The sequence below is a fragment of the Psychromonas arctica genome (assembly GCF_038155225.1).
Lineage (GTDB): Bacteria > Pseudomonadota > Gammaproteobacteria > Enterobacterales > Psychromonadaceae > Psychromonas > Psychromonas arctica_B.
In genome coordinates this window covers 96,894-109,722 of the sequence record NZ_JBAKBA010000004.1, presented here as the reverse complement: position 1 = coordinate 109,722, position 12,829 = coordinate 96,894, and the positions used below count along the sequence as shown (strand labels likewise).

Genomic DNA, 12,829 nt, shown 5'->3' with positions numbered 1-12,829 from the left:
CTCTATGATTAATCTCCTTTGGCTCTAACGTTAGCACTATAATGCGACGATAGTATGTGGGATATTCAATAATTCTAAGGAAAGAACGTGGAACAAATTTGGTTTGTACTCCCAGTAGTCATCTTCGCGGCAGTGGTCAGGGGATATAGTGGATTTGGCTTTGCGGTTATCTCTGTAGTTGGTTTTAACTTCTTTTTTGAACCTCAACAAAGTGTCGCAATTGTTTTATCGCTAGACTTTATTTGTAGCATCAATCTATGGAAACAAGCCGTTAAGCAAGCTGAATTCCCCGTTCTAAAGAAACTTATTTTAGGTGCTATTTTAGGTATTCCTATTGGTTATTGCTTTTTACTATTTATCCCTGCAGAAATATTAAAACTATTAATTTGTATTGCCATTCTTGGCTTAGCACTACTGTTATTTTCTAGCTATAGACCTTTTGATGCGAGCAAAAAAAGAACACAAATTGGTTTTGGCCTAACTTCTGGTGCAGGCACAGCTAGTGCGTCTATTGGAGGCCCAATGATTGTTTATTACATGTTATCAAGTTCATTAAGTACCAGTACACAACGCGCTACTATGATTCTATTTTTTATAGCCAGTGAAGGGTTAGCCATTATTTCATTAATCAGTGGTGGTTTGACTGATAGCACCTTGCCTAAGGCAATATTAATATTGATTATTCCTACACTTTTAGCCGTTCGTTACGGCCAACATTTATTCAACAAAAAACCACCAGAATCTTTAAAAAGTTTTGCATTACCAATCATGGTTATTGTAGCTTTATTAGGGATGGTAAACAGCACTGTAACAATGATGGGACAATAATAATTGCAGATAACTTAGGTGGCTTGGATGTATTCAGGCCATATCTCTTTTAAATTCTAACATTCACTTTGTATTCAGTTAATCATAACCTCTCTATTATAGAAATTAAGCTTATTATTAGCCGTAAAATTTTTATATGATGCTTGCCTTGGAATAGAGAATGAAAAGCTGTCAGTACCCTTTAGGACTTTTATTATTAGTATCTAACCTCAGTTCCCAACAAGAAAACCGATACAACACTTCCCCCTGGATTTTTTCGTTAAATGTTCTATCAATAATCAGTTATTGCTTCAATAGTTCGCATTGGACTGCGCAAAACTAAAGGCACTGTCATAGTCAAAAAGATAATCTTATGATGTTAAATATAATGCCGCTTTCATTAATTAGAATTAAAGTTATCTAATTTACGATTTAATGGGAAAATAATATGAGCTTTATCAATTTAGCAAAAGCAACATAGAAGTGAGGAGTAAACTTTATTACAAGCATAAAAACCGAGTAATTTAATAACTCGGTTTTGAAAATGACTTATCTAAAGCGATTATCTTTTTCTTTCTTTTAAAGGCACCACTAAAACAGGGATACGAGAACGGGCTAAAACATTTCTTGCGACACTACCTAAGAAGGTTTCTACAAAGCCTTTTTCATGGGTTCCCATTACAATTAAATCTACTTCTCTTTCTCGCGATATTTTTAATATCGCTTCCATTGGAAAAGATTCGACAATATTGATGGATTTAATTTGTTTACGTATAACTAAATCTTCAGGATCAGTGACTTGTTCCCAAAAGTCTTCTTGTTTAAGTTCTAATTTAGCCTTCGCTTGTCGTTTACGTGCAATTAACATCTCAGCTCGAGAAGTATCGTCCATTACATAGCTCTCTAAGGCCATTCGCGCATCACTAGATAACTTTTCAACAACATGCAAAATATGCACCTCAGCACCCGTTTTTTTAGCTAAGAATGCCGCATATTTAAAAGACTCATTCGATCCTTTTGATAAATCAGTGCTATATAGAATTTTATTAAATTTAAACATATCTATTCCTTTGTAATTAATCTGCTTTATTCATATAAAGCAGATTATTTAATAGGTTAATATCCCAATAGCTCAGGTAGCAATAGAGCGATCTGAGGCACATAAGCAATGATAATAACAGCAATTGTTGATACAAAAGCAAAAGGTAATGCTTTGGCTGTTACTTCTTCTAATGGTGTATCTGAGATACCTGAAGCGACGAATAAGTTTTCACCCAATGGCGGGGTTGAGAAACCAATTGATAAGCTACAAACCATTACGATACCGAAGTGAACAGGGTCAATACCAAGCGTATAGGCGACGGGCAGTAATACTGGCGTTAAAATCATGATAGCAGCAAGTGTTTCCATGAACATGCCAACAAACAATAGGAAAGCAATGATTAATAACCAAATTAAATACAAGTTATCAGTTAGGCTTAACATCGAGTCAGCCACAATCGCTGGGATTTGGTTTTCTACTAAAATACGCCCAAATGCAGTTGCCGTAAATAAAATTAACAAGACACGTCCAGATAACCAAGTAGTGGTTTCTAAAGAATGAATCAGATCTTTCAGTTTCAATTCTTTATGTACGAATACACCAATAAACAAGGTATAAAAAATAGCAACAATCGCTGACTCTGTTGGCGTGAAGAAGCCAGAATAAATACCACCTAAAATAACCAATGGCGCTAAGATTGACCAAATACCATTACGTGCAGCTTTACCTATTATCGCGACCGACCAACCTTCACCGCTTCCTTTAAAACCATAGCGGCGACATTGAATATAGTTAAGCGTCATTAAACCAACTGACATAACCACACCAGGTAAAAAACCTGCAATAAACATTTTTGGTATCGATATACTTTGGAATTCACCATGTTGAGCAATCGCATCTAAAGGTACAACAAGACCTAATGCAGAAATACCAAAAATAACCATTGGAATAGAAGGCGGAATAACAATACCTAAGCCACCCGATGATGCAGTAACAGCAGCAGCGTAACCTTTATCATAACCACGGTTTACCATTGCTGGGATCATTAACATGCCAACAGCAGCGGTCGTTGCGGGGCCAGATCCTGAAATAGCACCAAAGAACATACACGCAAGAATTGCAGCCGCCGACATGCCACCCGTTACTGGACCCGCGAAGCTTTCAGCTAAGGTAACTAAACGTTTGGATATTCCGGATGCTTCCATTAATGCACCAGCGAGTATAAATGCAGGTAATGCCATTAATGGGAACGAACCCACTGAATTAAAAGCAATTTGTACCAATTTAATTGGATTTTCATCTAAATAAAAGAAAGAGGCTAACGCAGCGACGCCTAATGACACCATTACAGGTGCGCCAAGCATTAACAATGCTAAGAACGAACCAAATAACACCATTACAATGGATGCTTCACTCATGATTTTTTCTCCATCTCTAGGGAAGATTCAGAAACCGTTTTCTTGTCAGTTTGTTGGTGAATATCTTCTGATATATCAGTATTGATTAATTCATTCATCTCTTGAGATTCAGGATCAATCACTTCAACCCCTTTGATAAATTTCAAATAATTCACTTGCAGAATGCGGATTGTCATTAACGTGAAAGCGATAGGGAGAATGAGGTATATATACTTCATTGGAACGCCTAAAGTTTGCGACTTCCAAAAAAGGTTCATTCGATTGAAAACAAAGTCATAACTGATGTAGATAAAGTAGCTATTAAAGCTCACCCAAATCACATCTGAAAGCAGTTCTAAAAAAGTACTTAATTTGTCAGGTATCCATTTGTATTGAAATGTCACTCGGTTATGTGCGGATAGTTTTGCGGCATAACTTGAACCAAGAAATACAAACCATACAAACAAATAAACCGATAACTCTTCACTCCAAGTGATTGAATACCCAAATAACTCGCGAGTTAGTATTTGCACGAACAAAAGAGTAACAAACGTTACCAATAATGCCCTACATAAATAACTTTCTAAATTATCAAATATTTTTAAAATTATTTTCATCATGTTCCCTTTTTAGAGATCAGCTTTGGTAATAAAGTAAGCAATCCATACCAATTGCATAAATTTACTGTAATGACAGCTTAAAAAGGTAAGCCCTAAAGGTGTAAGAATTGTAAAATAATAATTTTTTACAATAAGTTTAAACACTAAAGCGGCTTACTTAAATTCATGTTATTGAATATTTATTTATACAATTGGTATTAAATACTTATGACTTACTAGTACATGTAAAGCTGAGTGTCTCCACTCAGCTTTTGGCATTACTTTTAGATACTTTCGCGATCTAAAAGTATTAGTAATTCATTAATTTTATCTTTACCGCCAACTTGTTCGTAGAATTCAGGCCACACTGTTGCTTGTGCTTTTTTAACCCATTCGCCTTCATCTTCTAGTTGATCAATTTGCATTTCATATTTAGCCACTAGCTCTTCTTTGATGCTCCCTTCTTTATCTTTAATCCAAGCAAGGCTATATTCAGTTGCTTCTTTACCCGCTGCTAAGATTGCTTTTTGTACATCTTCAGATTGTTCTTGGAAAACAGATTCAGACATAATTAACGGCTCTAATGCGAACAAGTAATGCGTTTCAGTTAGATACTTTTGAATCTCACCAAACTTCATAGAGTGAATCGCTGCATACGGTGTTTCTTGACCTTCAACAACACCTTGTTGAAGTGCTGTAAATGTTTCAGACCATGCTACAGGCGTTGGGTTACCACCAAACGATTGGTAAGTTTTAATGATTAAGTCGCTTTTAGGAACTCGAATACGTAAGTCTTCAAGATCACCTAGGTTTTTAACTGGATGCTCTGAGTTAGTTAACATTCTAAAACCAGAGTAACTCCAAGCAACAATACGTACACCTGCTTGTTTTAGTGTTGTATCAGTAATTCTTTTTTCGATGCTGCTGTTAATAACCGCTTCTGCTTGGTCAATATTTTCAAAAATATAAGGTAGAGAAAGAAGGCCAACTGATGGGCTGAATGGTGCTAAGTTATTAGCAGCAACAATAGACATATCTAATGTACCAATAGCTACGTCATTTACTGTTGCTTGCTCAGAACCTAATTGTCCATTAACAAATAGTGTCGTTTTATATTTATCACCAGCTTTTTCAGTTAATAATTCTGAGAATTTAACGCCTAATGCTTCTTGAGCACTGCCGCCCCCATCACCAACTGCAATTTTCCAGTTTTCTGAAAAAGCATTTGTAGATAAGACTAAACCAGCCGTTAGTGAAAGAACCTTAATAAATTTCGTTTTTTGCATTTCCATTACCTCATTTACGATTATAACTAGCCTACATCAAGTTGATGTATCCATTCCCATTGAACCTAAAAGACACGCTTCAGATTCCTATGCAGTCGAACTACTTTAGGCTAAATCAGTTAGATATATTTAACTGACCTCGCTTTCATTATTTAAACTACGCGGTGCAAAAAATAAGATACAGGGCCAGATTTTTTAATTGATAGGCCACAATTCTAACTTTAATAACGACACTGCTTTAAAATAATTTAAACTGGCTCAGAAATTGCGTTATATAAAGAAGTCCTGTCAATTACTTTGCTGGAATACAAACAATAATCGGTCCAATTTTTAAGCAGGTGATGTAATGGTTGATTTTTTAATGAATATAGAACTGCACCAAAACAGCACTTACCAACAACAGATCCGTGAAAAATTAGTAGAGCTAATTGAACAAGATACCTTTGGAGATAAGGCTTTACCTTCTGGACGAAAGATGGCGCAATTACTTAAAGTATCAAGGAATACTGTCGTACTAGTCTATGAAAGCTTAGTGGATGAAGGTTACTTAGTTGCACGTAAGCGTAGTGGTTTTTTTGTACATCCAGACTTGCTAATGGTGCAACGCCTCACCAATTCGGTGCAAACGACTTCTGAAGGAGTACTTCGTACTCCCCGTCAACCTAATTGGTCAAATAGAATACTCAAGCAACCAAGCCGAATGTCTAGCTTAAACAAAGATGAAAACTGGCTACAATACCCTTATCCATTTATCTATGGCCATATCGATGTGAGTGAATTTCCACTTTATCAATGGCGCGAATGTTCTCGCATAGCCGAAAGTAGAGGTAAATTACATGAATGGGTAGAAGGTTTTATCGATATAGACGACCCACAATTAGTAGCTCAAATACGTCAACAAATTCTATCAAAGCGGGGGATTAGTGCAAAACCGGAGGAGATATTAATTACACTTGGCACTCAAAACTCTTTGTTTTTACTGACGAGCCTGTTAGCAGATAAAACGGTGACATTCGGTGTTGAGAATCCAGGCTATGCTAATTTCCGTCATATTATTTCATTATGTGATGGTAAGATGAAACCTTTAGAACTTGATAACGTTGGGTTAAAAGTGGGTAAACAACTAAAAGGATGTGATTATGTTTTCACAACACCTAGCCATCAGTACCCGACAACCGTAACCATGAGTATTGAACGACGTAAGGCCTTACTTGAGCAAGCTTGTAAAGATGATTTTATTGTTGTTGAAGATGATTATGAAAGTGAAGTAAATTTTATTCAGGAACCTTTACCAGCATTAAAAAGCTTCGATCAAGATGGTCGAGTCATTTATGTAGGCAGCCTATCTAAATCATTGACGCCAGGTATACGCATTGGCTATCTTGTTGCAGAAAGCTCATTAGTTACAGAGTTACGAAAATTACGCGCATTACAATATAGACACCCTCCCTCTAATAATCAACGGATCACTGCTTTATTTATTAGCCAAGGTTATTATGATAGTCATGTACGACGTATGCGACGCACCTATGAAAAGAAATGGTTGTTGATGCAAGAAGGCATTAAACAATATCTTTCTACCTGCAAAGTACACTCGACTCCAGGTAGCTTTTGTTTTTGGATTGCATTACCGCTGGGTATTAGCAGTCAAATGTTAAAAGACAAAGCAGCACTACATGGCTTACTTATAGAGTCTGGTGATACGCTATTTATGCAGAAAGATGCACCAAAGAACTATATCCGTTTAGGTTTTTCGGCTATTAATACTGACAAAATATTAGATGGGTTAGCTATTTTAGGCGGACTAATCGACCAAACCTCTTCCGTAATATCAAGTCATATAGAGCCTCTGAAAAAACGTATGGCTTAGGCTCAATATAGAAAAAATCAAGAAGCGTGCTAGGCACGCGATTTTATTTTATTGGACTAATCATTTTTAAGCAATGGTGTATTCTGGTTTATCTTTACCGGCCATATTATCTAAATGGAAAAGACAAATAATATAATGCCAACATAATAACAAATGTTGGCATTATATTAAGTAGCAATCTTAATCTACCTTACTTATTACTTAGTCCATATCTGGTTCAAATAAGTTACGTTTCATATAAAACTTCACCCATAACGCACCAATAATACTTAAGACGACTAGTATTCCACCAGTGATGCTGTACACAAGTTGTGTCATTTCTGGGCTTGGTGAGTTGTTTAAAGCAACAAATAACATTGCGATTAAACCTAATATTTGTGGCACAGGAAAGAAAGGTGTGCGGTATGGTCGAGGGTGATTTGGCATGCGTTTACGTAATACCATGACATTGATATGCGCTACGCTATAAGCTAATAAAAAACTGGTTGTTGCAGCAATAATTAACACGATTAAAGAATCAATACCTAATGATAGGAAAGGGATTGTCGTTAGTACCGCGATCATCAGGATACCTACCCAAGGTGCGTTGTGTTTATTGGTTGCTTTAAGTTGAGGGAAAGCTTGTTTCTGCTCTGCCATGCCTTGTAACATTCTTGGTACTGCCGCTAATATCGTATTCATAGTACTGCAAGTTGCAGCTAAGGCCATAATAGTCGCAATAACTAAACCACTTTTGCCGAATACCGCATTTGCATAATCTAAAAATGGAAGTGGTGAACTCACTAAACTTTCAACATTTAAAAATAAACTTGCACCATAGATAAACGCTAAGAAAATACAAAAGATCATAAATAATGACAGATGCATTGCTCGTGGAATGTTTTTATGAGGATTCTTAACTTCATTGATCATTGGGCAGATATATTCCACGCCAACCATTGTCCATAATGCCAAGCCAACTAAACCGATAAAGCTGCCATCCATTATACCTGAAAAACCCCAATCGACAGTGGTGCCAACTAACTCAGGATGAGGTTGGCTCGCACCAGTAATAGCCACAAACCCAGTCAGTACTAATGCACTCACTAATACAAATGCTAAGAAATTTTGCGCTTTAGCAAAAACATCTGTCCCAATCAGATTAGTGATAGTGAAAATAACTAAAATAATCATTGGAACGACTTTTTCAGGTAATACCCCCGGCAGTAATTCGCCTAACATAGCATCAACTAAAAACATCTCAACGGGTAAGGCTAAGACAGCTACAACAACATAGCCAGCAAACACAGCCACGATAGCAGGAAAGTGACCAATAGCTTTTTGTGTATAAGTCGCTAAAGTCCCAGCCTGAGGAAACATCAGCGATAATTCAGAGAAACTCATCGCATTAAATTGCGCTAAAATAAGTGCAACAACCATCGCGGCAATAAACCCCATCCCACCAATGCCTAAGCCTTGAAGTGCGGAGATCATAGCACCTTGAACAATGACTAAGCCGATACATATGGCCATCATTGTTGGTAATCCTAATTTTGTCATTTTATTAGCAGCCGGTTTCGCAGCCATATTGACGTTATCTGAATCTGTTATAGTTATCATGTTCCTGTTCCTCTTTTGAGTAAAACGTTTTTATGATGTTAAAGTCGGTCGAAGCGATAAGGGCTTGGATCAACGAGTGGAGGGGTATTACAAACAATATCTGCCGCTAACTGACCAGCCGCGGGCCCAGTACCAAAACCGTGGCCTGAAAACCCTGTTGCAATGGTTAAACCAGGAATAGCTTTGATACGGTCAATGACTGGATTTGAATCAGGCGTAACATCGATAATGCCAGCCCACTCTTCTTCAATTTCTGATTTATTAAAAACTGGCCAAGCTGCACTTAAGTTAGCGAGTGCTTCTTGATTGATAGCTGACGAATGTTCAGGATCGTTGGTGCGAACTTCTTCAAAAGGAGAGCGTCTATCGCTTTTCCAGCGACGGCCCAATGAAAGATCTTTTAAGAATTCTCGCCCTAAAGCAGGACGTAAAAAACGATGTTGTGTACGTAGTTGTTCAAAATAACGCCACCCAATTAATAGATGATCCAAGGTAAGTGGCGCATCTAATGCTGAGCGCTGCGTGATAATGAAACCACCATCTTGATGCTTTCTGAAAGAAAAATCGGGGCCACCTACCGCAATATCAGTTGGTCCTTCCATCGGTTTAGTACGAAGCACAGAACATTTAAGTGGCAGTGTCGGTAATGAAACCCCTACGTTACTTAAAAAGCGTCTCGACCAAGCACCACCAGCCAGTAAGACTTGATCACAACGTATCTCTCCTTGTTCTGTCACCACGCCACATACTTTTCCACCTGATGTTGAAAGCGTACGTACTGCGCAGTTTTGTAACATGATGGCACCTTTTTCTATCGCCGCTTTAGCAATATTCGTTGCTGCGATAGCCGGTTCAGCTCGACCATCGGAAGGCGTATAAATGCCGCCTTTCCAATCACCTTTACCGCCGGGTGCCGTTTGATCAACTTCTTGAGCCGTCATCATTTTTGAATCTAAAGACAACGCACTAACTGATTTCAACCATGCTTCATGCATTGCCAATTGCTGCTCTGTTTTAGCTAAAAAGATAATGCCCGCCTGTTTGTAACCAACACTTTGACCAATGCGCTGTGGCATTTCAGCCCATAAGCGATCTGCAGCCATTGCGAGTGGAACGTCCTCAGCATGTCGACTTGTTTTGCGGATCCAACCTAAATTACGTGAAGACTGCTCTCCAGCAATATGGCCTTTTTCTAGCAGCACCACTTTGATATTGCGTTCAGCTAATGTCAGTGCGGCTGTCACGCCTATAATGCCTCCACCAATAATGACAACCGTTGTGGACTCTGGAAGAACGTCCGTTGTATTTATTGCATCAAGTGTTTTTGTCATGAGCTTATTCCCTACTCGTTGTAAGCATTTCTATTTTAAATAGTGATCTCTTGGATATCTGCAGTTGCCGCACCACGATAAGCGGTTACTTCTAATTCCATTTTATAAACGGTTGAGCCTAATGGCGGACAAGTGACTGTTGTCGCGGGGTTAATACCTTTGAATTTTTCGCCGATTAATTGCATAACAGCATGCACGTCTTCAGGATCTTGAATAAATACACGAGAAAAAACGACGTCAGCTAAACTTGAGCCAACGGCTTCTAACGCGGCTTCAATATTGCTAAAGACTTGCTCAGTTTGCTCTAAAGCATCTTCAGGTATCACTTTGGTTTCAGGGTTTCGCCCTGCTGTATTTGAAACGTAAATCCAGTTATCAACAGAAACCAAACGAGAATAGCTTCCTATCTCTTCAAATTTTGAACCTGTTTTTACTTTTACTATCTTTGCTATATGAGTTTTTGCTATTTGAGTTTTTTCTATTTGAGTTTGTGTCATGTTAGTTTTCCGCGTTAAAGTAAAGCTTGCGTGAATTGACCTTTATCGGTGTTCACGCTTTTTTATAATGATGGTTATAACGACTAGCTCAGCTCTGGCGTTTCCCAGAGATTGAGTTTTACACCGATATTATGTTTCATTGCGTTGTGGTAAATTTTGGTTGCCCAAGCGACATCTTCAGTAGGTAAACCGCCTACCGATAACACAATAATTTCTTGATCGTTTTGTCGCCCAGGACTTGTCGCTGTGACAATCGAACCAAGATCTTCAAGTTGATCTTTGGTCATTAAACCTTCGTCAATCATATCCATGAAACGACAGCCAATAATTGGAATGTACATGTGTGCAGGTTTTGGTACTTCTTCATGCCAAGCTTCATAAAGACCAATATTGTCCATGACTTTTCTGACATCACTTTCTTCTAAGCCTTGATCTAATCGACAGTAAGCAGGCATTGAAATGAAAGCGCCAGGTTTCACCCATTCACGTTTTATGACTGGATATGAAGAAATATCACCGGTTTCTCCTGAATTACAGTAAGTAACGATATCAGCATCTCGTACAACATCTTCCAAGGTATCGACGACTTGTACATTAGTGATTTGAGGGAAACTCTCTTTCACCCAGCTAAGAAAACTATCTAAACTTTTTTGACCTCGGCCTTTAATTTTAAGCGTGTCGATTTGTGGGCATACAGCCATGAAAGCAGCAATTGATGTTTTACCCATAACACCAGGTCCTAGAAGACCAACTACCTTTGAATCTTTACGTGCTAAATGACGAGCACCCACCCCAGGAACAGCACCAGTGCGATAGGCAGAAAGTAGGTTTGCAGACATGTGTGCTAACGGAGCACCAGTATCAGTATCGTTAAGTGTGAACATTAAGATTGAACGCGGCAGTCCTTTTTCACGGTTAGCAATGTTAGAGCCATACCATTTCACGCCACATGTTTGATAATCACCACCAAGGTAAGCTGGCATTGCCATTAAACGACGGTCTGGAGTGTGACGAGGCATCGTCGCTATTTCTGGATTTTCAGGGAAAGTAACCATGGCGCCATGAGAGTCATTATTTGCGCCAGCCATACGATAATCGCCTTTATGGAGTAGTCCGAACATCTCTTCCATTGCATCAACACAGCCAGGCATATTCTTAACACCTGCTTTGATCATGTCTGGTTCTGAAAGATATATAAAATCGATTTGAGTATTTTCTGACATAACATCACCTTAATTTCTTGGAGTAGGATTACTTACAAAATTTATTTTTACGTCTGTCTCATTACATCCAATGACATAACTTTATCAGTGGATTAACGCTTGATGAGCAGCAAGTGATTTTTATCCTAGACCTCTAAAATTTGTGCGTATTGAACTTTTACGACACGGTTTTTTTACGGGGTTAATAATCGTTCTGTTGTTACTAGGAGTGAATTTAATTGGCATTAGGTTTGCAGATAGGAGGGATATCTTAGGCATTTTTAATAAATGGAATTTATACATGTCAACCAATTCACTTGTTAGTCATCTCGCTCGAATTCGCTCTAAACAACCTTGGTTAGTGATGAATGCAGCAGAGAAATTTTCGGTATCTGGGTCTAATCACAAATCGATTTCTCATTTCTATAGTTTTCAGCCGAAAGCGTCCGTAGAGCAGACTTTTGCGATTCCAGATGGTTGTGTCGATATACTCTTTGATTGTGATGGCAGTAACCCCAATGCAGCTGTTTTTGGAACCCCGTTGGAAGCAATAACCATTGAATTAAATAAGGATCATCGATATTTTGGCGCACGATTTGTATCTGGCGTGATGCCAGATTTTTTAGATTTATCTGCAGCTGAATTAATAGGACGTCATTACGATCTGTTAGATGTTGTTCCTCAAGCAAATCAATTATTTAATGAAATTGTTAATAGTACTGATTTCTCTCAACAAGCAGCTTTTTTTGGAAAATTTATTGAAACGCAAAATGAACGAAAACCATCAATGTTAACGGCGCAAGTCTTACGTAATATTTATGATAGTGAGGGGTCGGTTCGTATTAATGAATTAGAAGATAAAACGGGATACAGTGCGCGGACTTTACAGCGACAGTTTGGAGCTGATATGGGTATGTCTCCCAAAGCTTTTTGTCGAATTGTTCGTTGTCAGTCTGCTGTTTATGGACTTAATCACCGTGAAAAAGTCACTTTTTCTGACTTAGCTTGTGATTTAGGTTTTAGCGACCAATCACATTTTTTGAGAGAGTTTAAAAAGCTTGTTAATGCCACACCATTGGATTATTTAAACCGAGTAAAGCATCAAAATTATTTAGAAAGCATACAATATTTATGATCAATAAAAGTGCATTGGTTATATTTTGTGCACTAAGGCTGTGCTTCCCCTCCGTTTACCTCTA

At 38.1% G+C, this 12,829-nt stretch carries 11 protein-coding genes; 3 read left to right on the top strand and 8 right to left on the bottom strand.

Annotated elements, in window-relative coordinates:
- The first annotated feature begins 87 nt into the window (after positions 1-87).
- Positions 88-828: a sulfite exporter TauE/SafE family protein gene (locus tag V6255_RS03190; protein WP_341626848.1), complete on the top strand. Its 741-nt coding sequence runs from the start codon at positions 88-90 to the stop codon at positions 826-828.
- 541 nt (positions 829-1,369) lie between these two features.
- Here the strand turns inward: V6255_RS03190 and V6255_RS03185 are convergent.
- The 4 genes from V6255_RS03185 to V6255_RS03170 all read right to left on the bottom strand — a co-directional run bounded on the left by V6255_RS03185 (position 1,370) and on the right by V6255_RS03170 (position 5,131).
- On the bottom strand, positions 1,370-1,867 hold the full coding sequence (locus tag V6255_RS03185; protein ID WP_341626847.1) for a universal stress protein: 498 nt from the start codon (positions 1,865-1,867) through the stop codon (positions 1,370-1,372).
- A 56-nt stretch (positions 1,868-1,923) separates the two neighbouring features.
- Positions 1,924-3,267, bottom strand: coding sequence for a TRAP transporter large permease (locus V6255_RS03180; RefSeq protein ID WP_341626846.1), 1,344 nt, complete (start codon positions 3,265-3,267; stop codon positions 1,924-1,926).
- Positions 3,264-3,863: a TRAP transporter small permease gene (locus tag V6255_RS03175; protein WP_341626845.1), complete on the bottom strand. Its 600-nt coding sequence runs from the start codon at positions 3,861-3,863 to the stop codon at positions 3,264-3,266. Before V6255_RS03175 ends, V6255_RS03180 begins: the two co-directional genes overlap by 4 nt.
- Before the next feature lie 266 nt (positions 3,864-4,129).
- Positions 4,130-5,131 carry a TRAP transporter substrate-binding protein gene (locus V6255_RS03170; protein ID WP_341626844.1) on the bottom strand — a complete coding sequence of 334 codons (1,002 nt, stop codon included), beginning with the start codon at positions 5,129-5,131 and terminating at the stop codon, positions 4,130-4,132.
- 346 nt (positions 5,132-5,477) lie between these two features.
- Between V6255_RS03170 and V6255_RS03165 the strand changes: the two genes are divergently transcribed.
- Entirely contained in the window at positions 5,478-7,001 is a 1,524-nt protein-coding gene (locus V6255_RS03165; RefSeq protein ID WP_341626843.1) for a PLP-dependent aminotransferase family protein, read from the top strand.
- Positions 7,002-7,202: 201 nt separating this feature from the next.
- Here the strand turns inward: V6255_RS03165 and V6255_RS03160 are convergent, their stop codons facing one another.
- From V6255_RS03160 to V6255_RS03145, 4 genes are all read right to left on the bottom strand, one after another.
- Complete coding sequence (locus V6255_RS03160) at positions 7,203-8,600, bottom strand: APC family permease (RefSeq protein WP_341626842.1); 1,398 nt, start codon at positions 8,598-8,600, stop codon at positions 7,203-7,205.
- A 38-nt stretch (positions 8,601-8,638) separates the two neighbouring features.
- Positions 8,639-9,931 (bottom strand): FAD-binding oxidoreductase, encoded by a 1,293-nt coding sequence (locus V6255_RS03155; protein WP_341626841.1) that lies wholly within the window; start codon positions 9,929-9,931, stop codon positions 8,639-8,641.
- 35 nt (positions 9,932-9,966) lie between these two features.
- Positions 9,967-10,428 carry a RidA family protein gene (locus tag V6255_RS03150; RefSeq protein WP_341626840.1) on the bottom strand — a complete coding sequence of 154 codons (462 nt, stop codon included), beginning with the start codon at positions 10,426-10,428 and terminating at the stop codon, positions 9,967-9,969.
- An 83-nt stretch (positions 10,429-10,511) separates the two neighbouring features.
- Positions 10,512-11,651 carry a tyramine oxidase subunit B gene (locus V6255_RS03145; RefSeq protein ID WP_341626839.1) on the bottom strand — a complete coding sequence of 380 codons (1,140 nt, stop codon included), beginning with the start codon at positions 11,649-11,651 and terminating at the stop codon, positions 10,512-10,514.
- 280 nt (positions 11,652-11,931) lie between these two features.
- Here V6255_RS03145 and V6255_RS03140 point away from each other — a divergent pair, with 280 nt between their 5' ends.
- Positions 11,932-12,765: a helix-turn-helix domain-containing protein gene (locus tag V6255_RS03140; protein ID WP_341626838.1), complete on the top strand. Its 834-nt coding sequence runs from the start codon at positions 11,932-11,934 to the stop codon at positions 12,763-12,765.
- Positions 12,766-12,829 lie beyond the last annotated feature (64 nt).

Bases quoted from the DNA above. Each gene is read 5' to 3' on its own strand.
- V6255_RS03185 (WP_341626847.1), bottom strand. From the start codon at position 1,867: ATGTTTAAATTTAATAAAATTCTATATAGCACTGATTTATCAAAAGGA.
- V6255_RS03180 (WP_341626846.1), bottom strand. From the start codon at position 3,267: ATGAGTGAAGCATCCATTGTAATGGTGTTATTTGGTTCGTTCTTAGCA.
- V6255_RS03175 (WP_341626845.1), bottom strand. From the start codon at position 3,863: ATGAAAATAATTTTAAAAATATTTGATAATTTAGAAAGTTATTTATGT.
- V6255_RS03170 (WP_341626844.1), bottom strand. From the start codon at position 5,131: ATGCAAAAAACGAAATTTATTAAGGTTCTTTCACTAACGGCTGGTTTA.
- V6255_RS03165 (WP_341626843.1), top strand. From the start codon at position 5,478: ATGGTTGATTTTTTAATGAATATAGAACTGCACCAAAACAGCACTTAC.
- V6255_RS03160 (WP_341626842.1), bottom strand. From the start codon at position 8,600: ATGATAACTATAACAGATTCAGATAACGTCAATATGGCTGCGAAACCG.
- V6255_RS03155 (WP_341626841.1), bottom strand. From the start codon at position 9,931: ATGACAAAAACACTTGATGCAATAAATACAACGGACGTTCTTCCAGAG.
- V6255_RS03150 (WP_341626840.1), bottom strand. From the start codon at position 10,428: ATGACACAAACTCAAATAGAAAAAACTCAAATAGCAAAAACTCATATA.
- V6255_RS03145 (WP_341626839.1), bottom strand. From the start codon at position 11,651: ATGTCAGAAAATACTCAAATCGATTTTATATATCTTTCAGAACCAGAC.
- V6255_RS03140 (WP_341626838.1), top strand. From the start codon at position 11,932: ATGTCAACCAATTCACTTGTTAGTCATCTCGCTCGAATTCGCTCTAAA.